Raw genomic sequence first — 20152 nt, 5'->3', positions numbered from 1 at the left:
AGGCTGGAGCGGGGGTTGAGGGCCGGGCTATTGGAATTTGTTGTCATAGGTTGCGGCCAACTGATCGATGGCGGCGCGGGGGGCGAGGGCCGTTTGCGCCCCCGGTTGAGTGACCGCGAGGGCGGCGGCTGCAGAAGCCCAGACTGCTGACTCGAACAAGGGCCGTCCTTCCGCGATGGCAGTGGCCAGGGCCCCATTGAAGGCATCGCCGGCTCCAACGGTGTCAACGGCCTCGACAGGAAAAGCGCGGATCGCCCGGCAAGTCGTTTCCCCCGCATCGCGGGACAGGACGAGGCAACCCGCTTTACCGTTTGTCACGACCACCGCGCCAACTCCTCGGGCAAGCATCGCTTCAGCGGCCGAGCGGAGGCTTTCCGGATTCTCCCCAATCGGCTGGCCCGCAAGGGTCTGCACCTCGATGTGGTTGGGAGTGAGGATATCCACGAATCGGAGTATTTCGGAGTCGAGCAGACGGAGGTCGGCGGGAGCGGGGTTGAGGAGCACACGCAGGCCCGCTCTTTGAGCCCGACGCACGGCGCTTGCGACCGTCTCCAGAGGAACTTCCAGGCCAGCGAGCAGTACACTTCCCGGCTCGAAAACTGAGTCGGGCAAGCGATCGACGGCCGCGACGTCAAGGTGCACGTTGGCCCCGGGCGCGACGCCGATCATGTTCTCGCCCGCATCGTTGACGAAGATCAATGCCACGCCGGACGAAACGTGGGGCACGACCAGGACTTCGGAAACGTCGATCGTTTCACGACGGTAACGGTCGAGTGCCTGGTGCCCCAGCGGATCATCGCCCACGGCCGAGAGGAAGACCACGGAGGCGCCGGCCCGACGCGCGGCGACGGCTTGATTCGCTCCCTTGCCGCCGGGCCCACTGAAGAACGATCCCCCCAGCAGTGTCTCGCCGGAGGTGGGGAGACGGGGCAGATGCACGGTCATGTCGGTGTTGCTGGATCCGAGGACGACGACACGAGCCATGAACTTGCGCCCTTCGTCAGAGATAATCCTCGCGAATCGGATGAAACACGTCGAGTGCCACCGCCGGTCCTTCCAAAGCGCGGACCCGATGGACGACACCGCCGGGGATCCGCCAAAGATCGCCCGGGCCGAGAATGCGCGTCACGTCGCCCACTGTGAATTCCAGACGTCCGGAGACCATCATCCCCATTTGCTCATGGGGATGAGAATGGTCCAAGACGACCGAACCCGGCTCGAACGTGACGACCGAGAACATCATCCGCTCGCCGGGCGTCGTGCAGATTTCGACGCCCGGAAAAATCTGATGTCGCGACCCTGCGCCGGCCGGGACAAAATAGGGATCCTCTGTCGAAGGATCACTCATCGCGATCGTCCATAGTGAGTGGCCACAAATTCACCCGTCCCCGCGAGGAATTGCGCGCGGTCGGCTCCCAGGGAATCTTTGATCACGTCATCAAGCTTCCCTGGATTCTCGATCAAGCCTTTGACGAACAAGGGGAAGGACGCCTGAGTCTGCGGCTCCATCGCCAATGCTTCGATGATCCCGAACCCGATCGCACGAACGCTCTCGGGCTTGCCTTCGCCCCCCAGCGCGTCGTTGGCCCGGTTGGTCCAGCCTTGGTCAAATTGCTGATAGGCCGCGCGTCGGAGATGCTGCGTGCTCGGGCTTCGCGGATCGACCCGTGACCCGAAGAATGAGCCGAGGCCGAGGCTCAGCCACACGGGGGCTTTCTCCGATTCCCGCCTCACCACGCCTGCGGCCACGTAGTCGGTAATCAGGCCGCCCAGGGTTCGCTCCGCCTCCGTCGAGTCGTCGCGACTTTTCTTCTTCGAACGACTGGGGCGTCGCGCGGGCCCTGCCGGTTCGTCGTGTCCGCCAAGCGGGTCGATGACCGCGACATAGGGCTCAGGCACGTTGAGGCTTGCCGTTCCCTGTTCGAGCTTGTCCACCTCGCGATTCTCGTTGCTGCGGACGAATTCGACAAATTCACTTCGCTCGTTGAAGACGTAGAGTCCGATCTTCTCGAGGGGCTCTGACGATCCCGACGGGGCGATCAATCCGACGATTTTCGGATATTGTGTGTCGGCAACCTTGAGAGTGGAAGTGACTCTCCCTTTGGGCAGAACGCCGAAGAGCATGAAATTCTTGCCCGGCGTGACCTGAGGGGTGGCCTTGGAATTCCCTTTCTTCCAGCGCTCGATCCCCTTCGTCTCGACCAGCTTGTCGCGATCCGCCACCGAGAGCTTCTCAAGCTCGGCGGTGCGAAGTTGCTCGGGGGTCGACGCGTACGACGTCAGGAGGGCCTTGGGATCCTTCCCATCAAACACGGCTCCGGCCTTCAACCAGGCTCCGACCTTCTCAATCGTGGCTTCCGAGAGCTGGCGGTTGGCGCCTCGGGGCATCCGCGGTGTTTCATCCCCTGTCAGGCGGAGATAGAGGTGACTCTCTTCCGGCATCCCGGCCACGAAGCCCGCTCCACCTGCTCCCCCTTTTTGGATTTTCTCGAAGGTGGTCAGGTCGAGCTTTCCGTTCTTCGCCATCGCCTTTTCGTTGTGACAACCGATGCAGTTGCCGACCAGGATCGGAGCGATGTCTCGCGAAAATTTCAGGCCTTCAGTCTCTGCGCTCGCCGGCTTGTTGCCCGCTGGAGGAGTCGGGGTCGCGTCGTCTGGCTCCGCCGACTTGTCCTTCTCCATCTTTTTCTTGCCGCGTGTCTTTTGCGCGATTCGAATGATTTGAGGGGCCGTGTGTGGTTGCCGGTCCGTCACCTCACCGCCTTGCGCATTGTCCGGTCTCAGCGAGGCAGGCCGCCTGGACGTCTCTTCCGAGAGAGCCACCGTTGCAAGCGTCAAGCAAACGAAACCGAGGCTCGAGAGGATTCTCAACATAGTCCGATCCCCACCTCAACTTGAAACACCACGGTTGGATGCGTTCATTGTCCCACGCGTGTTCAGGCTTCGCAAGGCACTGAGTGGCCTGGTTCCGATCGGCCTCGTAAAAGGGAGGGGGCGGTGGATCGGACGAGCGTTCGGAGAACCGGGCAAGAGTCAACGGGCGAGGATGGCAAACGTGTTCCGCAAGGTCTGTGGACCCCGGTGCCATCGGATCGAGAAATCCGATCACTTGCTCCAGTCTCAGAGTTCAGCGCTGAATGGTCAAGGGGATGGAGGCGGATGTGGAGTGTCCGGCTATCTCATCCTTTTGAACCACGCGAAGCTCATAGACGCCTGGTGGGATGGTGTCAGCCAGGATGATCCGGTAGTTGACGTAATAATCGCGCCGGCGTCGCCGGCAAACATCCTCGGCCGAGCCGAGGGACTGAGCCCAGACGGGGTCGCCACCGCTGGTTGGGACCAGCTCGACTCGCGACGAGAGCCGGGAATGGAACTGCTCTCCCGCCGCGGTATATTGCAGCCCCGACATCTCGCAGTAGACGATAAGCGGCTGGCCGGCTTTGCACGCCGCAGTATCCAACGGATCAAAATTTCCGAACCCGTTGACCTTGCGACAGAGCCGCAAGTCACTGATCTCCAGTGGTGCTTCGCTTTCGAGCGCGACGACCGCCGCGCGAATCTCGGCACCTCGAGGCGGTTGGTCCGCATCCGTGGCTGTGGAGGCGGAATCGTGGGGGATTCCGAGCGCGGCCAGGGCCATCCGCCAAGGCCGAGCCTGTTCCGATTTCCCCGCACCTTTGATGTCTTCCTCCGCGATGGCATCCAGGAGATGCGCACGTAGGGTCCAGGCACCGGAGCTCGAAGCCCTTGCCTGCTCACTGGCGATCCTTCGCAAGCGTGAGATTCCCTCGCTCCAGAGTTCGCGAGGGTCGATCGGTTTGACCGGCTTGTCGGGGTTGATCGCCACCAGGGTTGGCTTCTTGGCCGTATTGGATTCGGACAAAGCGCGGAGGGCGACTAGTTTGGAATCGGGTTCCGGACCGGCCTGGGGCTCGGGAGTCTGTGCCTGATCGGAGGCTTGAGTGCCCTGCCGGTCCGAGGCCGGTTCGTCCTTGCCGGACTCGCTTGGCTCGGTCTCCTGATTGCGGCTTAGCTCGGGCAGGCCCGTCTGCTCAGCCTCGGCATTCGCCTTGGCGAGGGCTGCGTCCAGCAACGGGGTCGGAGCATCCGCCGGGTCGAGCTCGCTCATGGAGAGGGGAAGCGGAGGGAGAGCCCCACTCTCATCGGTCCGTTCCGGCATTTCCGTGGTCTGATTCGTCGCGACCAGCGGCAATGGGGTGTGGTTCGGGTTCGGGTCTGGGAGATGGACCTGATTCGAATTAGAGCGAGGCACCGGGATCTGCGCGCACCCGGGTGCGGTCAGCACCGTGGCGATGGCGATCCAGGCGAGACCGAACATGGTCCGCCTCCTTTGGCTGCCGTCGGACATATCGGACGACCCCTGCTTCGGCCGCGAGAGAGATGATGGTTCCGCGGAACAGTTTGGTTCCTTGGAGGCCATTGGAAAGGGACGTCGCGTCGGTGTACCTGATCTCCCGAATTCGGACAAGCTCAAAGCAGGGTTGGATCGCCTTGGGGAGCGTTGGCGAGCGCAGCCAGGCGCTGGACGAAAGCCTTCATTTTCCGCCGCTTTTCGCGGTCAAGCCTGCGTGCCGTGATCAGGTCGACACGTTGGAAGACCGGGCGATCTCCCTCACGAAGCTGGCCGATCCGGGGTAGGTCTGTGGAGATGACCTGAGCCACCAGCGGGTATCCCCCCATGGTGCCACAACTGACCCCCAAGATCAGCAATTGTCCTCCGGCAACCTGAATCGAGCCGGGGGCCATCGGTGTGGAGAGAGGCTCGGAAGTGACATTCAGTCGAAGGGGAGTCCCTACCAGGCGAAGACCCATGCGATCGCATTGGCGGGCCACTTGAAATTGTGAGCCCAGCCACTCATCCCGATCGTCGATGCGACTGGCATCGGGACCGTCGAGAACTCGGATCGGATCCAGTGAGGGGGGAGACCAGGGAGGAAGCTGGGGATGGCGAACCGGCGTGGCCCCTGGGTTGGCGGCGAGAATTACCCCGGATGGGAGTCGGGTCTCTTCCGAACGGCTCCCCAAGCGGACTCTTGTTTGCCAGCCTCCTTTGACGGCCAGGTACGTCCGAGCACCGAGGGACGACCCGCCGATTCGGAGCCGATCGCCCGGCTTCATCGAGAAGCAGAGCGGGAGGGAGAGCGGATGCTCCGTGCCGACTTGATCGATCAGGAATGATTCCATGGGCGCGCCGGCCAGGGCAATCGCGAGGGGGACTTGAGCCTCATAGCTCCCGCCGAACAGGGTCATCTCAAGCGTCGCGGCGTCTGGCGGGTTGCCGAGGAGGCCGTTGGCGATCGCGAACGAGTCGCGGTCAAACGATCCGCCGCAGGGCACTCCCCACTCTCGGAAGCCCAATCGACCTTGGTCCTGGATCGTCGTGAAATGACCCGGGCTGAGGATCCGAAGTCCCATCTCAAACGAAGCCTTTCAGGACGATCGCGTGCTGCTCGAGGAGGGTTCGGATCGTCCGTGCGTTTTCGACGGCGCGCGGGTCATCGCCATGAATGCAGAAGCTCGCCACTCCGTCGTCGACCAGGCGAAGGACTTGCGACTCGATTTCTCGGCTGTCGTTGAGGATTGCGTTTGGCTCCGAACGCGGCACGAGGCGGCCGTCGTCGCGATACCGACGGTCCGGGAACCCTTCGATCACGAAGGGCACGCCTCGGACTTTCGCGCTTGCTTCCAGGAGCGACCCAGGCTGGCCGAGCACCGGAAGTTGCAGGCGAACCATGGCCGAAAGTACGCCTTCGGCGACTTCGGCTTGCCGTTGCGCCTGGTTGTAGAGTGCTCCGTGGGGCTTTACGTATTGGATGACGAGGCCAACCTCGGCGGCCAACAACGCCAAGGCGTCGACCTGGCCGAGCACCAGTTGCTCCACGGCTCGCGCAGATGTGACCTGTTCCCGCCGGCCAAAATGGTCTCGGTCCGCAAATCCAGGGTGAGCGCCGAGGATCACGTGGTGCTGGGCCACCTCGCGAAGTGTTTCGAGGATCACAGCGCGATCGGCGGCGTGTGCGCCGCAGCAGACGCTGGCGGAGGTCACGAAATCAAGGATCACCCGGTCGTTGGGAAAACCTTCGCCCAGGTCGGCATTGAGGTCGATCGAGCGTATCGATGGAGGATTCACAGGAGTTCCCCTCGTCTTGCCTCAAAACCCTGGGAATTTATCGGATCGAAGCGGATTCGGTCTCCGGCCCGGATTGGAAAGTGCGCCTGGTCGACATCCACGATCCGGAGCGGCGTGCGCCCGATCAGGTGCCAGCCCCCCGGCGATGGATGGGGGTAAACGGCCGTTTGCTTACCCACGATCGCGACGGAACCGGCGGGGACTTTCTGTCTGGGCTCATCCCTCCGTGGCAGACCACTGAGCGCTTCGGGCAAGTAGCCCGCATAGGGAAACCCGGGAAGAAATCCGATCGCGTAGACACGATAGTCGATCCCGGAGTGAAGCGAGACAACGTCTGACTCCGTCAGTCCGAGCTGGAGAGCGACCTCCGGTAGATCCTCGCCATCGTAGAGAACGGGGAGGCGGATCAGCCTGCCCTCGGGTGCCGGCCCGCCCAACGAAGCGACGCTGCGAAGCTCAGTTTCGAGCTGGACGAGGTCAACCAGGTCAGGATCGGCGAAGACAGCGGCCGTTCGGTAAGCGAGGACGACGTCGAGAACTCCGCTCCAGGCTTTCCCACGAACCGCGGTCGTCCAGGCGGAAGCCTCGTCCTCCGTGGCGAAGTGGGCCAGGAACGCTCGATCACCGAGTGGCCCCAACGAGATCATGGCGACGAAAGCTCCGACCACGCAGCCTGGCTAAAATTGATCTTGCATCCCGAGCGACAAACCCTCACCCCTTTTGATAGGGTGGATGGAGTGAGGCTTTTACTTCCTCCACATTTCGAAATAGTGTATCCGAATCTCGGATCGGAGGGTGATCGTGGTTCTCGCCCCCCTCTTTGTTCTTGCGGCCTTGATGATCGGGGAGGATCCCCCCCCTCCGGCTGTGACGGCGGTTGATCAAATCACGCTACGAGATGGCAAGGTCTTGCTCGGCCAGGTCGTGGAGCCGGCGCCTCGCGGGACACACGTCGTTCTGGTGCGTCGGGCTTGGGCCAAGGCAGAACTGCCGGACTGGTCTGCGCGTTGGGAACGCGGCGAGGCCCCTCTACTCCGTCGCGCCCGCTCGCAACGGTTGGATCGGCTTTCATCCTGGCGACGGAGTCGGGCTCCGTTCGCCAATGCCGATGATTCGATCTTGGCCTGGATCGACCGAGAAATTGCGCGTCTCGGGGATCAGAACGCGAGTTCCGAATCGACGCTCATGTCCGTGAAGTTGAGCCGAGGTGAGGTTCGATCCGTTGTGCGATGTCCCAAGGGGGCGGCCAGGATGCTCAGACTCGGCTGGCTTTCGGACTTCCCTCGAGTGGAGACGATGCCGCTGGATCGCCTCTCGGAGTCTTTGGAAGGACGAGGATTTGCGGCCGAGGGAGGTTCTCCCGTGTCGTTGGATCACCTCTTGCCCGTGCCGGCCGAGACCGAGGCACAGTGGACCACGCGTCGAGCGGCCACGGAGGTGGCAATGGATGCGGGCCTGAAATTTGTACGGACCGGTTCGGTTCTCTTGCCTGAGCCCGAGACGGGGCAGCCTCTTCAGGTGGGGGGAGCCCTTTCCGCGCTCTCCGACTTGACGCGGCTGCTTGAGGATCGCGCGTCCGATCCGCTGGCGGAGGCGTTGGGCAAGATCGCTGGCCGAGGCCGCATTGGCGCCCAAGTGACTGAGTTGGTGATCAGTCCCGACTTCACGGCGGTTCGGGTCAATGCGACGCTCTGGGTCCGTAGGGCCGATCGCTGGTTCCCCGCCGGCTCGTGCAACGCCACGGTCCGCCCCGACCAACTCGCGGCGAATGCGGGAGCCCCGCTCGCTGAAGATCCGCAAGTCAAAGGACTCTTCAACCTGGTGGAATCGATCGGGCTTGGCCAGGTTCCCGACGACGTGAAGAAACGGAGCCTGAACGTCGGGGCAGCCACCCAGAAGGCGCTCGGGCAAGTTCGCTCGGCGATGCTCGACGAGCTGAATGGTCTGGTTTTCCCCGTCAATGAGGCTCCGGCCGCCGAGGCCAAACCTTGATCGTGAGGGCTCAACCCCGTTCTCTTGGGGGAAAGTCCGGTTGAGTGGTCGAAATTCTCTGTGTATCCTGGCATCGTCAAGACGTGCGATCGCTCCGGTTCGGTTCAGAACGTTTGTATCAACGCGCATTCCACGCGAAGGGGTCCCGCTGATGGGCTTGTTCTCCGGGAAAAAGGGACTTGTGCTGGGAGTTGCCAACGACTTCAGCATCGCCTGGGCGATCAGTCAGAAAATGCTGGCGGAAGGGGCGGAGATCGGCTTCACCCACTTGCCCGGCGACAAGATGGAGCGGCGCGTTCGCAAGCTTGCGGATCCGATTGGCGCGAAGCTCATCACCCCGTGCGACGTTCAGAAGGATGAGGACGTCGCTCGCGTCTTCGAAGAAGCGCGCCAGACCTATGGAGCGCTCGATTTCGTGCTCCATTCGATCGCCTTCGCGCCGATTGATGATATCAAGTGCAACTATGTGAACGCGAGTCGCGAAGGGTTCAAGACGGCCATGGAGATCAGCGTGTACTCGCTGGCCATCGTGGCTCGGCATGCGGCCGAGTCGATGCCCAACGGCGGCTCGATCGCGACCATGACTTATTACGGGGGGGAACGGGTCGTCTCCGGTTATAACCTCATGGGGGTCTGTAAGGCGGCGCTGGATGCGTCGGTGCGCTACCTCGCTTACGACCTGGGGCCGAAGAATATCCGCGTGAACGGTCTTTCCGCTGGGCCGGTCAAGACGCTTGCCGCGTCGGCGGTGGGTGATGCTGACAAGCTCGCCGGCCTTTATGAAGCGGTCTCACCGCTCGGGCGCAACATTACCCGCGAAGAGGTGGGGAATTCGGGCATGTTCCTGCTTTCCGACCTGTCGAGCGGGATCACTGGCGAGATTCTCCACGTCGATTGCGGCTACAACGTCATGGGGTCTCCGGGGCGTGCCATTGAGGCGGCCAAAGCGGGCGCTTCGATCTGAGTGCACAAACCTCATGATTCGCGAAGAACCTGAGAAACCGATCGTCGTGGGAATCGGGCTGATGGCCCGCGACGGCCGGTATTTGATCCGGCAACGCCCGCCGGGCTCGGCCATGGCGGGCGTCTGGGAATTTCCAGGAGGCAAGTGCGAACCCGGCGAGACGCCGGAGCAGGCAACGGTTCGCGAGTGCCACGAAGAGACCGGCCTCGCGACGATCGCGGGTCGGCTCCGACGGCGGTTGGTCCACCGTTACCCTCATGCCTGGGTCGAACTTTTCTACTTCGATTGCACGACGGCCGATCCCGCCGCCGAACCGCGGCCCGAGACCGGATTTCGCTGGGTTGAGGTGCAAGAACTTCTTACGCTGACGTTCCCGGGTGCCAACGAGCCGATCCTCGAAGAATTGTCGAACGAGGCCGGGCGGACGACGGATCCGACCTGAGTGGCCTTGATCGGGAAAAAAAGGACCGTGGTCGACGAGGAGTGCCATGATTTCCCACTGGCATTACGCCTTCTCCGTGGGTCTCCTGGTACTCTATCTGGTCATCTTGGCCAGGTGGCATGGAGGTCGGTATCCGCGGGTTGTGTCGGGCCCTGCGGATTTCGCATTCCTCACCTTCGGGATTGGCGGGTTAGTTCTGTTTGGTCCGATCGGCCAGACCCTCGCCCGGATTCTCTTCGACAAGCCGAACGCACTCGACTGGTTGGCGCTCGCTTCGGGCATGACGCTGGCGGCCCTCCTCATTTCCCGGCGCGCATGGCGACGTTTGGTGGTTTATCACGTCGATGCCGCAACCTTGGATCGCGTCCTCGAAGAACTCCTCACCCCTGATGCGGGTCACTTCGTTCGGACGATTCACGGATTTGAGGATCCCGTCCGGAGAAAGGGGATCCGCATCGAAGTGTCGTCGCATTGGATGACCGCGACGATCGAAGCGTACGGTCATGAGCCCGAGCGGCTCATCCATGCGCTTGAGGGGGGGCTTGTCGATCGCCTCCGGACGAGGTCATCACTCCCGTCGAAGGTCGGCGAACTCTTTCTGGCGGGATCAGCACTGATCTTACTTCTGGGGACGGCCGGTTGGCTTCTTGCTCAACCGCAAGCGCTGGCCGCACTCCGGGGTTTCATCGAACGGCTCCCGGGCGGATGAATCCGTGTGGGAGCGCTCTTGTTTCGTCACTGCGACGAGGCAAAAAAAAGGGACGCCTCTTTGTAAGAGACGTCCCTTGAAACAATTCCGCCGATCCAACCTGATTCAGGGGATCGGGTTGGGATTCAGCGGGATGGAGGGTTCGCGATCAACCACATTGTCGATGAGCCCGTAATCACGGGACTCTTCGGGCGACATGAACCGGTCCCGGTCCGTGTCTTCCTGAAGCTTTTCCAGGGTCTGCCCGGTATGCTTCTGGTAGATCTGGTTGAGCTGCTTCTTCATCCTGAGGAATTCTTCGGCGTGAATCAGGATGTCGGTGGCGGTCCCTTCCATGCCAGCCAAAGGCTGGTGGATCATGATCCGTCCGTGGGGCAAGGCGTTCCGCTTGCCCTTGGCCCCTGCCGCCAGCAGAAGCGAGCCCATACTGGCGCACTGACCGATGCAGTAGGTGGCCACATCGCAGGACACCCACTGCATGGTGTCGTAGATCGCCATGCCGGCGGTGACGCTCCCGCCCGGGCTATTGATGTAGAGATGGATATCGGCCTTGGCATCCTGGTGAGCCAATACCAACATCTGGGCGACGATCAGGTTCGACACATTGTCGTCAATCGCCGAACCGAGGATGATGATACGGTCTTGGAGCAGGCGGGAGTAAATATCCATCGCCCGTTCTTCGCGACCGCTCCGCTCGATCACGATCGGAATCAGTGGCATGTGATTGTCTCTTTCCAGGGGGTAATCACGAGTTCGCGGCCGGGGGCGTTTGGGCCTTCAGCTCGCCACTGGGAATGTGGCCCACAACTTCGTCCACCATCCCGTATTCCTTGGCCTGCAACGCGGTCAGATAGCGGTCGCGCTCGGTGTCCTTCGCAACCGTTTCGTAGGTTTGACCCGTGTGCTTGGCAAGGATCTCGTTGATATCCTTCTTGCTGTTCACGATCTCCTGGGCCTGGATCTCGATGTCCGAGATCTGGCCTCCCACCTGGCCGTAAGGCTGGTGGATCATGACCTTGGAGTGAGGCAAGGCATAGCGTCTGCCTTTGGCTCCCCCAGCCAGGAGAACGGCAGCTCCCGAAGCTGCCATGCCGATGCAATAGGTCGCGACCGGGCAGTCAATAAACTGCATCGTGTCGTAGATGGCGAGCGTGCTGCTGACGCTGCCACCGGGGCTATTGATATAGAAGCTGATCCCTTGGGTTCGGTTCTCGAACTGAAGGAACAAGAACTTCATCACCGCAGAGTTCGCGACGGCGTCATTGATGACGCCCTCGAGAAAGATGATCCGGTTCTCGAGCAACAGGTCGCCCAGGGTCATCTGCCGCTGTCGCGCATAGTCGCGGTAGCGTTGAATCATCGGCTGCGCGAGCGTGTGTTCGGCATACATGGGAAGCAGTCCTTCAGGATCAAGGGCTCGAACCGACGCGAACGATGTCGGGCGAGCCTGACAATCATTCGAGTCGAGTCAAGAGTGGAGCAGGACGGCCGGGTCAATCCGAACCGAACCGCTAGCTCTTGTCCTTCGAGCCGGTGGTGCTCCCGTCATCGGCCGCCGAGGTCTCTGCCTCGCCCTCTTCAGAAGCGACGAGTGAAGAGGCGCTTTGGTCCAGCGTCTCCACAGCCTGTTGCTCGACGTGAGGAACTTCTTCGTAAGAGACGTACTCGAGGATCCGGTCAAGCGCTTTCCGCTCGAGGATCTGCGAAGCAAGGGCGTCGCCGAGCCCATCCTTCTCGATTTTCGCTCGAACCCGGCGAGGACTCTCGTCGGTCCGTGCGGCAATTGCCTCGATTTCGAGCTCGAAGTCCTCGTCCTCGACCTTGATGTCTTCGACTTCGGCAATCTTGGCGAGGATGAAGAACTCTTGCAGTCCGCGAAGTGTGGATTCGTGGGCGTTGGCCCGGATCTCGGCCTCTCGGGCGCGGATCTCAGTCTCGTTCAGCCCTTCCTGCCTCATGTCGAGGATCAGGCGGCGAAGCGTGGCTTTCTCTTGGCGGCCGACAAGATCGGCAGGAAGATCGAAGGGCGTTTCCTTGATCAACTGCTCGAGAATCTCACGTCGGACGGCCTGACGCTGCTGCAACGTGAGGCGACGCTCGAGAATCTCTCGCAACGCATCACGCAATTCGACTTCCGTGTCGAAACCGAGTCCCGACAGGAAGGCGCTATCGACTTCAGGAAGTCGGAGTTGTTTGAGGTCGTGAACCTGGAAGGTCACTTGGATGGTCTGGCCGCGAAGGGCGGGGTCAACTGACCCAGAGCCAATCTTGGCCTCGGCGTCACGCGACTCACCCGGCTTGACGCCGAGCAGGCTTTCGCCAACCTTCGGAACCGACCCATCCTGAAAGCGGAGCTCAGGCTGGAGGCGGAACTGAATTTCCTTGACCTCGTTCAGGGTCGTCCCATCGCGATGAAAGCGGAGATCGGCGGTGATGTAGTCACCGATCGCGGCTCCCCCCTCAAGCTTCGGCACCATCTGGGCGTGGCGTTCGAGGAACAGCTTGAGCTGGGCATCGACGTCAGCGTCCTCGATCGTCTTGACCGGCCGCTTGACCGTCAGCGCCTTGTAGGCGGGCAGGGTGAAATCAGGACGAACTTCAAGATCCATCTCAAACATCATCGGCCCGTCGTCGGGGAGCTCAATGGCTTCGACGTCGAGCTGAGGTTGCGTGATCGGATTAAGCTTGTAGTCTTCGTCGATCTGTTCGAGACAGGCCATCAGAAGAGTGCTTTTGACCTGTTCGGCGACCTGCTTCCGAAACCGCTTCTGAACAAGCTGCTTCGGGGCCCGTCCGGGACGGAAGCCAGGGACGGCCGCTTCTCGGGCCATGGTCCCAATCGACTCATTGAATTGACGGTCGATCTCGGGACGTGCGACGACGACCTTCAAGTGTTTCTTGCAAGGACCGACATCAGCAATCTGGACGTCGAGATCGAGCTTCCGCTTGACCGCGTCGTCGACAGCGTTCTGGGCCGTGTCGGCGGTCGTTACGGGCGATCCGTGGTCGTGCTCGTGCTCGCCAGTGCTCATCAAACAGGCCTTCCTCGGAATTCGCCAGGCTGGGATGACTTGATCCGCCATCACGCACCCGACGCGTTCCGAGCGTAAGCCGCCAGCCTCTCGATAGCAATCGTGAAAGAGCGGGAGATGGGATTTGAACCCACGACAACCACGTTGGCAACGTGGCGCTCTACCCCTGAGCTACTCCCGCTTCATTCTTTGAGAAAACGACTCACTCGCTAAGTCGTTTTCACCCTTGAGCTGGCCGCTGTCGGCTTCACCCGACCGGCGAGACCTAGTATAGTCTGGCAGGCCAGGTTTTCAAGGGCAGTTGAAACGATTTTTTTAAGATCGTTTCGACTGTTTCACCGTTCGTTTCGGCTTCACCCGACCGGCGAGGCCTAGTATAGACGGTCACGGCGGGATTTCAATAGGGCACTGTCGAATTTGTCCCGAGGGGGCGGATGGGGGACTCGGGTTGAAATTCATTTGCGTGTCAGCTCGCCAAGGGATAGCTTTGAATTACCATTCGCCACGCGGTTCTTAGACGCCTTCCAGGCGGATTCCGTTAGGATTCTCGAACATGGATTTCCAACTCTTAATCGTCCGTGGCCGCGGCGCCTCGACGACGGTGAAACTCGCCGACGGCGTCACCACCGTCGGTCGACAAGACGATTGCCAACTCCGTATCAAGTCCTCGCAAGTGAGTCGAAAGCACTGCGAACTGTTTGAGAAGAAGGGGCTCTTGCTTGTCAAAGACCTTGGCAGCTCCAATGGAACGTTCGTCAACGGTAAGCGGATCCAAGAACAGCGCGTTTTGGAGCCAGGCGATGAATTGACCATCGGTCAGCTTCTCTTCAAGGTGGCCAAGGTCGGTCAGGCCCCCCCCAAGACCCCGGCCGCGGCTGCTGTCAAGCCGGGTGATACCGCCGTGGTCGAGGCGATCCCGGCCGCTGAGGACGACGAATTTGAAATCGAGTTCGACGTCGATGTCCCCTCCCCCGAGACGATCCCCACCGTGGCGGAGGTCGACAGCGCACCGGTAACTCCCGAGCCCGAACCGAAAACCGAGCCCAAGTCGAAGTCTGAGGAGACGCCGCAACCCGTCTCTCCCGCTGAACCAGATAAGCTTTTTGGCGACGATGCGATTGCGGATTTCCTCCTCGATATCAAGTTTGACGAGGATTGAGTCCAAGGTTCCCGTGACGTCGTGACGAATCCCCCGAACCTCGGGCTCGTCACGACTCTCCCCGCCTCGCGTGCCGGAACAAACGGGTCGAAAGAGCGCCTTGGCTGCCTCTCAAAGCGACCCCTTCGCCTGCTCCGGTACGCTCTTGAGCCTGCACACTTTTCCCGATCTCGATTTTATGGTTGACACGGCTCACGTTGCCTCTTCGCAACGTGAGGGGACTGCAATTGATTTTGAAGCAAGATCGCCATATAAGGCTATCAGTAGCGCATGAGGATCGAAGTCCCGGCGATGTCGGCGGGAATTGACCCTGGTGAGGCCTGACAAGAAAAAGGTTGATATCATGGCCCGTCGTAAGACGTTGCCCGACTTGGTCAAGACCAAGTACTCGTTGGCAGAGCGGCTCAGCCGGCTTCGTGCCGAGTTGTTTGGTGACCGGGGCGGGCCAGAGTTGGCACGCCGCTTGGGGATCCCCGTTCGGACCTGGTACAACTACGAGGCGGGGGTGACTGTCCCGGCCGAGGTTGTGCTCAGAATCATTGAGTTGACGGCCGTCGAGCCGATGTGGTTGTTGCACGGCAAGGGCGCGAAGTTTCGGCCGAAACCGATCGAAGACTTCGATTTGCTCCCAAGTTCCGAGCGGTCGGTCGGTTCCTTGCTCAGGACGGCACTCCAGATCCTCGAACAAGGGGAGCGGAACAAGCGGGCAGGCGTAAACCGAGTCCACGACGAATCGGACTGTCAAGCCGACGAGGACGAGGAGGGCGACCTTGTCTTGGTCGACGCTACGGCGACGCGTCTTGAGCCCTTAACGAGGGCATCGGGGGCCCAATTCCTCACCGCGCAAGCTCAGTGGCTCGAGGCCCAGGAAGACGGACGCCTTGTGATCAACACAGGCGACGCAATGAGCCCGATCATCGCCGACGGCGCCAGCGTCGTCTATGCGAGCTCGGGAGAAGATCCGGCCGAGCTCGATGGCAAGCTCGTGGTCGCCTGGGTGGAGGGGACGCCTCTGATCCGCTGGTTCGAGGTCTGTGGTGATTACGCCCAGCTGCGTGCGGAGTCGCCCGATGCCGAACCATGCCAGGTTTCGTTCGATATGTTCGATATCGAGAACGAGTTGGAGGGTGACCGGGTCCGCCGTGTCCTTTGGATCAGGACCGCGCACTGATCCAAAGGCCTTGCTTCAGACGCAGGCTCTTAAAAGTTTGGAGCGGAGTCGAGGCAGGGAAGAATCATGATCTTTCCGTCGCCCATCCGACCGGTTCGAGCCTGGGTGACGATCAACTTGACCGCAGTGGCAACATCGGCGTCATGTACGAAGAGCGTGATCTCAACCTTGGGCAGGAACGACGCGTTGTATTCGCTCCCGAGATAACGATGGAGTCGATTCTTCTGGCGCCCGTACCCCATCGCCTCGCGAACCGTTCCACCCAATATTTCGATGGACTCCAACGCGGCTAAGACCGCCTGCGCGCGGAAAGGCTTGACCAAGGCAATGATTTGAACCAACCGACGACCTCCATCGCGACTCGAATTCCGAACTCGCCCGCCCGGGAGCCGTCACCAACAGTCGCGTTCCCGGAGTTCCATCCCACACCGAATCGCAACGCTTGACAAGCCTTGATGTCCGGGTGAAAGTGGAAGTTCGTTGAGCGAGCTGAAACTTGCGCGAATTCATGCGGCCGTGAGAGGTGATCCATGCGACGGGTGCTGGCGATGTTGGCAACGATGGCACTCTTGTTGATCGGAGGTTGCGGGAGCAAGAGCTATGAACTCCGCCTCGACGAGACGCTCGAAAACATCAAGTATCAGGATCGCCTCAACAAGCTGCTCATGCCCGCGTTGACCAAAGGTAAGTGGGAAGAACTCTCCATTTATCTGCGTCCTCCCAAGAATCTGGCGCAGACGAAGGCGTGGATGCTTGCCGAGACTGAGCCGGGCAAATTCGATCAAGAAGCTAGCTTCGACGAAGCCAAGAAGCAGAATCTGCACGTCCTGGCGCGAGTCAAGCGGGCCAAGACCCCGGGCAAGAAAGCGGTACCCACGCCCGCCGATACGGTCGACCGCTCTAACTTCAACGGCGACGTGCTCGCGATCTTGAACGAGTACTACAAGCCGCCCGAAGAATTGACCATGTCCAAGTTTAAAAACGACACCAAGAAGAAGAACGACTTTAAATTTCACGGCATGACGGTCAATGACAAGAGTGTAAAGATTTATCTTTACAAACAAGAACCCTACGACGTTGCCTTGATCTTTGAGTATCCCAAGAGCGAAGAGGCCGATCTTTACTCCAAGATCGTGCTCAGCCTCGAGTCGTTCGCCGTCGGGGAAAGGGCCCGCCGATTCTTCGGAGGAGCAACCAGCGAAGCAGAAGCGAGTGGGGACGCTCCGCCGAGCGGAGTGGCTTTCTGACCACCGAACCCGTCCCTACTTCCTGAACGGAGATGACCGACGAGCTTTAGTGTTTGGGCCGCCCTGTCCGAAAGACGGGAGCGGCCCCTTTCGTTCCTCGCCCGGCTCGCGGTTCGAGCAATTCTTCCCGCAGTACCATCACGTCGCTCGGGGCTTCGATCCCGAGTCGGACCTGCCCTCCTTCCAGCTTCACGATGGTGATCCGGATGTCCGATCCGATCACAATCTGCTCCATCCGCTTCCGACTCAGAACAAGCATCTCACCCTCCCTGCCCTTACCACCGACAACTCGGTTCGGCCCGCTCCATCGAACTCCACACTGCCAATACGATCGAGAAGTCGGAAGGTTCACCGACAGGTCGCCGGTTTGTGGCTGCGATCCCCGGGCAAAACCGACGGACTGCGCACAGGAGCGAGCCTTTTTTTCTTCAGAGCAAGCCCGCTCCGTTTTGATCGAACGTCTAATGACGCCATTCATCGATCAGTGAGGCGACCAGCGCTGTCCAGCCGGTCTGGTGTGATGCGCCGAGGCCTGTCCCATTGTCGCCGTGGAAATACTCGTAGAAGAGAATGAGGTCGCGCCAGTGCGGGTCTTCCTGGAACTTTTGGGAACTGCCGTAAACCGGCCGTCGCCCACGCGCATCGCGGGAGAAAACGCGAATCTGCCGTTCAGCGATTTCGCGGGCCAGGTCATTAAAGGGAAGCGAGGCGTCTCCAGGGTGCGCCGCGGGACAGCCGAGGTGTTCTCCAAAGGCCTTTCCGAGCTTGCGCAGCGACTCGATCAGCAAGAACCCGGTGGGGAACCAGATTGGCCCTCGCCAGTTCGAGTTGCCCCCTTTGATCCTGTCGATGGACTCGGCCGGCTCATACCGGACCTCGCTGCTGTCGAACACAAACGGATGGGACTCGTGTGCTTTGGACAGGCTCCGGACACCGTAATCCGAGAGAAACTCGTCCGGATCACGAATCCGTGTGGTCATGCGGCGCAGTTGATCCTGATTCAGAATCGTTAAGGCATGGGTGACTTGACCGGCGCGCTCGACGGTATGAACCACGCTTCGGGCCAGTTTCCCTCGGTTCTTCATGAACCAGTCGAAGTTCTCGCGAAACTCCTTGAACGGTTCGATCCAGGCTTCTTCAAGTCGTTCCACGGCGAAAAGGGGAATCAGGCCCACCAGCGAGCGGACTCGAAACTTGCGGTAGCGACCGTCCGGGTAGAGCAGGACGTCGTAGAAAAAGCCGTCCTCTTCGTCCCAGAGCTGATAGTCGCGGTTGCCCATGTTCTTCATGGCCGCGGCGACGTAGATGTAATGCTGGAAGTACTTCGATGCGAGAGCCTCGTAGACGCGATCTTCCTTGGCCAGTTCCAGCGCGATCCTCATCAGGACCAGGCAGAACATTCCCATCCAGCCGGTTGCATCTGATTGCTCAAGGCGTGAACCGTCTGCGCAGCGGGTGCTCCGATCAACAACCGTGATGTTGTCGAGTCCAAGGAATCCGCCCTCGAAAATGTTGTTCCCCTTGTTATCGACCTTGTTGATCCACCAGGTGAAGTTGATCAAGAGCTTGTGAAAGCAGCGTTCGAGGAAGTCGCGATCCGCCTTTCCGGAGCGAATCCGGTCCATGTTGTAGACCCGCCAGACGGCCCACGCATGAACGGGCGGGTTGAGGTCGGAGAATTCCCACTCGTAGGCGGGAATCTGGCCGTTGGGGTGCTGGAATTGTTCGAAGAGCAGGAGCCAGAGCTGTTGCTTGGCGAACTCGCCGTCCACGAGCGCGAAGACGACACATTGGAAGGCCAGATCCCAGGCAGCGAACCAAGGATATTCCCACTTGTCCGGGACTGTCATCACCCGTAGGGAATTCAGGTGCCGCCAATGCTCGTTGCGGATCGTCTTCCGTGAAGCTGGCGGAGGCAGGTTCGGGTTGTCGCCGTCAAGCCAGAGCTCGACGTCGAAGAGATACGATTGCTTGCTCCATAAGAGCGACGCCAACGCTTGGCGCTGGATGTTCCGTTCGTCGGCTGTCGCCGTGGGCGGGTGGATCGTCTCGTAATACTCGTCGGCTTCACGGCGGCGGAGCTCGATCGTCCGATCGACCTCGTCGAGCGGTTCTTCCAGGCCGGGGCTATCGGTCAAGCGGAAGCGAAGGACGACCGACTCCGAGGGGGCGACGGCCTCGAATCGATAGTGGATGGCCGCCTTCGTCCCGATCTGGAGCGGGTTGGTGCAGGAATCCCCATCAATCAACGTGCGGTGGAACGCGTCCTTGACGAACGGCCTCCGGTTCGCGTGCCCCGGCCCGAAGACGCGAGGCATGTTCGTTTCATTGTCCGTAAATAAAGGGACGCCGCCTTCAGGCGCATGGAAGAAGCGCGATCCGAGGCGATACGTCACCGGGATCGAACTCTGCGGCTCGAGCTCCGAATCGTCGGAGACGAGACAGAGGTCAGCGGATTCGCCGCGCACCATCCGGATTTTTGGTTCGGGTGAAGGTCGGGGCCCCCAGGCCCAGGTGTTCCGAAACCAGAGATGGGGCAGTATGTGCAGGGGAGCGGGGTTGGCTCCGCGATTGATTGCCTCAATACGAATGCAAATGTCTTCGGCACTATATTTTGCGTATTCGATTGTAATGTCGAAATAGGCGTCGTCGGCGAAGATCGCGGTGTCCAGCAGCTCAAATTCAGGCTCGGCCGTGGATCGATGGCGGTTCTCATTGACGAGGCGTTCGTAGGGGAATTCTCGTTGAGGGTATTTGTAAAGAAAACGCATGTAGGAATGCGTTGGCGTGCAGTCGAGGTGGAAATAGTATTCCTTGACATCCTCGCCATGATTTCCTTCAGGTGACGACAGTCCGAAGAGGCGTTCCTTGAGGATGGGATCGCGACCGTTCCAGAAGGCGGGGGCGAACACGAGAATTTGATAGCGGTCGCAGATTGCGGCGATCCCGTCCTCGCCCCATCGGTAGGCCTTGCTTCGCGCCAGGTCGTGAGGCAGGTAGTCCCACGCGTCACCATTAGCGCTGTAGTCTTCGCGGACGGTCGCCCAAGCACGATCGCTGACGTAGGGGCCCCAGCGACGCCAACCTGAGGCGTCGTCCCGCCCTTGCTCGAGACGCTCGTGTTCTTTGCTTGGCATAGACCTGATTCGCATGCCGAGTGAAGGGGAGAACTTGCAAGGAGATGGCGCATTCTTCGCCAACTGACTTGTTGTCTGCATGATAATCCGAAGGCGAGTGAAGGGGCGAGTCCCCACCGGGGGCTGATCCTGGTTCACCCTCGCCAGT

At 60.7% G+C, this 20152-nt stretch carries 20 protein-coding genes and 1 tRNA gene; 7 read left to right on the top strand and 14 right to left on the bottom strand.

The window, feature by feature from the left end:
- Positions 1 to 27: 27 nt before the first annotated feature.
- The 7 genes from SINAC_RS12680 to SINAC_RS12650 form a co-directional block, all read right to left on the bottom strand.
- Positions 28 to 984 carry a ribokinase gene (locus SINAC_RS12680; protein ID WP_015246039.1) on the bottom strand — a complete coding sequence of 319 codons (957 nt, stop codon included), beginning with the start codon at positions 982 to 984 and terminating at the stop codon, positions 28 to 30.
- A 16-nt stretch (positions 985 to 1000) separates the two neighbouring features.
- Positions 1001 to 1348: a cupin domain-containing protein gene (locus tag SINAC_RS12675; protein ID WP_015246038.1), complete on the bottom strand. Its 348-nt coding sequence runs from the start codon at positions 1346 to 1348 to the stop codon at positions 1001 to 1003.
- Complete coding sequence (locus tag SINAC_RS12670) at positions 1345 to 2682, bottom strand: c-type cytochrome domain-containing protein (RefSeq protein ID WP_237722542.1); 1338 nt, start codon at positions 2680 to 2682, stop codon at positions 1345 to 1347. Before SINAC_RS12670 ends, SINAC_RS12675 begins: the two co-directional genes overlap by 4 nt.
- Before the next feature lie 445 nt (positions 2683 to 3127).
- Complete coding sequence (locus tag SINAC_RS12665) at positions 3128 to 4339, bottom strand: hypothetical protein (protein ID WP_015246036.1); 1212 nt, start codon at positions 4337 to 4339, stop codon at positions 3128 to 3130.
- Positions 4340 to 4491: 152 nt separating this feature from the next.
- Entirely contained in the window at positions 4492 to 5436 is a 945-nt protein-coding gene (locus SINAC_RS12660) for a 5-oxoprolinase subunit C family protein (protein ID WP_015246035.1), read from the bottom strand.
- 1 nt (position 5437) lies between these two features.
- Positions 5438 to 6151 carry a 5-oxoprolinase subunit PxpA gene (locus SINAC_RS12655; RefSeq protein ID WP_015246034.1) on the bottom strand — a complete coding sequence of 238 codons (714 nt, stop codon included), beginning with the start codon at positions 6149 to 6151 and terminating at the stop codon, positions 5438 to 5440.
- Positions 6148 to 6798: a 5-oxoprolinase subunit B family protein gene (locus tag SINAC_RS12650; protein ID WP_015246033.1), complete on the bottom strand. Its 651-nt coding sequence runs from the start codon at positions 6796 to 6798 to the stop codon at positions 6148 to 6150. The genes SINAC_RS12655 and SINAC_RS12650 overlap by 4 nt, the downstream gene beginning before the upstream one ends.
- Before the next feature lie 154 nt (positions 6799 to 6952).
- Here SINAC_RS12650 and SINAC_RS12645 point away from each other — a divergent pair, with 154 nt between their 5' ends.
- From SINAC_RS12645 to SINAC_RS12630, 4 genes are all read left to right on the top strand, one after another.
- Positions 6953 to 8143: a hypothetical protein gene (locus SINAC_RS12645; RefSeq protein ID WP_015246032.1), complete on the top strand. Its 1191-nt coding sequence runs from the start codon at positions 6953 to 6955 to the stop codon at positions 8141 to 8143.
- Between the two features lie 151 nt (positions 8144 to 8294).
- A complete protein-coding gene (locus SINAC_RS12640) occupies positions 8295 to 9107 on the top strand; it encodes an enoyl-ACP reductase FabI (protein WP_015246031.1) in 813 nt (270 codons plus the stop codon).
- Between the two features lie 13 nt (positions 9108 to 9120).
- Positions 9121 to 9549 carry a (deoxy)nucleoside triphosphate pyrophosphohydrolase gene (locus tag SINAC_RS12635; protein WP_015246030.1) on the top strand — a complete coding sequence of 143 codons (429 nt, stop codon included), beginning with the start codon at positions 9121 to 9123 and terminating at the stop codon, positions 9547 to 9549.
- Between the two features lie 46 nt (positions 9550 to 9595).
- Positions 9596 to 10258, top strand: a complete 663-nt coding sequence (locus tag SINAC_RS12630; RefSeq protein ID WP_015246029.1) for a hypothetical protein — start codon at positions 9596 to 9598, stop codon at positions 10256 to 10258.
- Between the two features lie 105 nt (positions 10259 to 10363).
- Here the strand turns inward: SINAC_RS12630 and SINAC_RS12625 are convergent, their stop codons facing one another.
- From SINAC_RS12625 to SINAC_RS12610, 4 genes are all read right to left on the bottom strand, one after another.
- Positions 10364 to 10978 carry an ATP-dependent Clp protease proteolytic subunit gene (locus tag SINAC_RS12625; protein ID WP_015246028.1) on the bottom strand — a complete coding sequence of 205 codons (615 nt, stop codon included), beginning with the start codon at positions 10976 to 10978 and terminating at the stop codon, positions 10364 to 10366.
- 25 nt (positions 10979 to 11003) lie between these two features.
- A complete protein-coding gene (locus SINAC_RS12620; protein ID WP_015246027.1) occupies positions 11004 to 11648 on the bottom strand; it encodes a ClpP family protease in 645 nt (214 codons plus the stop codon).
- A gap of 121 nt (positions 11649 to 11769) precedes the next feature.
- Complete coding sequence (tig, locus tag SINAC_RS12615; protein ID WP_015246026.1) at positions 11770 to 13290, bottom strand: trigger factor; 1521 nt, start codon at positions 13288 to 13290, stop codon at positions 11770 to 11772.
- A 109-nt stretch (positions 13291 to 13399) separates the two neighbouring features.
- Positions 13400 to 13471 (bottom strand) — tRNA-Gly (locus tag SINAC_RS12610).
- Positions 13472 to 13843: 372 nt separating this feature from the next.
- On the opposite strand from SINAC_RS12610, the gene SINAC_RS12605 reads away from it, so the two are divergent.
- Together SINAC_RS12605 and SINAC_RS12600 are read left to right on the top strand one after the other, a co-directional pair.
- Positions 13844 to 14449 (top strand): FHA domain-containing protein, encoded by a 606-nt coding sequence (locus tag SINAC_RS12605; protein WP_015246025.1) that lies wholly within the window; start codon positions 13844 to 13846, stop codon positions 14447 to 14449.
- Between the two features lie 343 nt (positions 14450 to 14792).
- The gene (locus SINAC_RS12600) at positions 14793 to 15620 is read left to right on the top strand and encodes a S24 family peptidase (RefSeq protein WP_015246024.1); all 828 of its coding nucleotides are present in this window, start codon (positions 14793 to 14795) and stop codon (positions 15618 to 15620) included.
- A gap of 29 nt (positions 15621 to 15649) precedes the next feature.
- Here the strand turns inward: SINAC_RS12600 and SINAC_RS12595 are convergent, their stop codons facing one another.
- Positions 15650 to 15961, bottom strand: a complete 312-nt coding sequence (locus SINAC_RS12595; protein ID WP_015246023.1) for a P-II family nitrogen regulator — start codon at positions 15959 to 15961, stop codon at positions 15650 to 15652.
- A 189-nt stretch (positions 15962 to 16150) separates the two neighbouring features.
- Between SINAC_RS12595 and SINAC_RS12590 the strand changes: the two genes are divergently transcribed.
- Positions 16151 to 16867, top strand: a complete 717-nt coding sequence (locus tag SINAC_RS12590) for a hypothetical protein (RefSeq protein WP_015246022.1) — start codon at positions 16151 to 16153, stop codon at positions 16865 to 16867.
- A 46-nt stretch (positions 16868 to 16913) separates the two neighbouring features.
- Here the strand turns inward: SINAC_RS12590 and SINAC_RS12585 are convergent, their stop codons facing one another.
- Together SINAC_RS12585 and SINAC_RS12580 are read right to left on the bottom strand one after the other, a co-directional pair.
- Positions 16914 to 17126 (bottom strand): carbon storage regulator, encoded by a 213-nt coding sequence (locus SINAC_RS12585; RefSeq protein WP_015246021.1) that lies wholly within the window; start codon positions 17124 to 17126, stop codon positions 16914 to 16916.
- A 202-nt stretch (positions 17127 to 17328) separates the two neighbouring features.
- Positions 17329 to 20004, bottom strand: a complete 2676-nt coding sequence (locus tag SINAC_RS12580; RefSeq protein ID WP_020466248.1) for an MGH1-like glycoside hydrolase domain-containing protein — start codon at positions 20002 to 20004, stop codon at positions 17329 to 17331.
- Positions 20005 to 20152: the final 148 nt, after the last annotated feature.

The organism is Singulisphaera acidiphila DSM 18658, assembly GCF_000242455.2.
Lineage (GTDB): Bacteria > Planctomycetota > Planctomycetia > Isosphaerales > Isosphaeraceae > Singulisphaera > Singulisphaera acidiphila.
This window is presented reverse-complemented; position numbering and strand designations above follow the sequence as displayed.

What these genes read in the sequence shown, in the direction of transcription:
- SINAC_RS12680 (WP_015246039.1), bottom strand. Translation starts at nt 984, where the DNA reads ATGGCTCGTGTCGTCGTCCTCGGATCCAGCAACACCGACATGACCGTG.
- SINAC_RS12675 (WP_015246038.1), bottom strand. Translation starts at nt 1,348, where the DNA reads ATGAGTGATCCTTCGACAGAGGATCCCTATTTTGTCCCGGCCGGCGCA.
- SINAC_RS12670 (WP_237722542.1), bottom strand. Translation starts at nt 2,682, where the DNA reads ATGGAGAAGGACAAGTCGGCGGAGCCAGACGACGCGACCCCGACTCCT.
- SINAC_RS12665 (WP_015246036.1), bottom strand. Translation starts at nt 4,339, where the DNA reads ATGTTCGGTCTCGCCTGGATCGCCATCGCCACGGTGCTGACCGCACCC.
- SINAC_RS12660 (WP_015246035.1), bottom strand. Translation starts at nt 5,436, where the DNA reads ATGGGACTTCGGATCCTCAGCCCGGGTCATTTCACGACGATCCAGGAC.
- SINAC_RS12650 (WP_015246033.1), bottom strand. Translation starts at nt 6,798, where the DNA reads ATGATCTCGTTGGGGCCACTCGGTGATCGAGCGTTCCTGGCCCACTTC.
- SINAC_RS12640 (WP_015246031.1), top strand. Translation starts at nt 8,295, where the DNA reads ATGGGCTTGTTCTCCGGGAAAAAGGGACTTGTGCTGGGAGTTGCCAAC.
- SINAC_RS12635 (WP_015246030.1), top strand. Translation starts at nt 9,121, where the DNA reads ATGATTCGCGAAGAACCTGAGAAACCGATCGTCGTGGGAATCGGGCTG.
- SINAC_RS12630 (WP_015246029.1), top strand. Translation starts at nt 9,596, where the DNA reads ATGATTTCCCACTGGCATTACGCCTTCTCCGTGGGTCTCCTGGTACTC.
- SINAC_RS12625 (WP_015246028.1), bottom strand. Translation starts at nt 10,978, where the DNA reads ATGCCACTGATTCCGATCGTGATCGAGCGGAGCGGTCGCGAAGAACGG.
- SINAC_RS12620 (WP_015246027.1), bottom strand. Translation starts at nt 11,648, where the DNA reads ATGTATGCCGAACACACGCTCGCGCAGCCGATGATTCAACGCTACCGC.
- tig (WP_015246026.1), bottom strand. Translation starts at nt 13,290, where the DNA reads ATGAGCACTGGCGAGCACGAGCACGACCACGGATCGCCCGTAACGACC.
- SINAC_RS12605 (WP_015246025.1), top strand. Translation starts at nt 13,844, where the DNA reads ATGGATTTCCAACTCTTAATCGTCCGTGGCCGCGGCGCCTCGACGACG.
- SINAC_RS12600 (WP_015246024.1), top strand. Translation starts at nt 14,793, where the DNA reads ATGGCCCGTCGTAAGACGTTGCCCGACTTGGTCAAGACCAAGTACTCG.
- SINAC_RS12590 (WP_015246022.1), top strand. Translation starts at nt 16,151, where the DNA reads ATGCGACGGGTGCTGGCGATGTTGGCAACGATGGCACTCTTGTTGATC.
- SINAC_RS12585 (WP_015246021.1), bottom strand. Translation starts at nt 17,126, where the DNA reads ATGCTTGTTCTGAGTCGGAAGCGGATGGAGCAGATTGTGATCGGATCG.
- SINAC_RS12580 (WP_020466248.1), bottom strand. Translation starts at nt 20,004, where the DNA reads ATGCCAAGCAAAGAACACGAGCGTCTCGAGCAAGGGCGGGACGACGCC.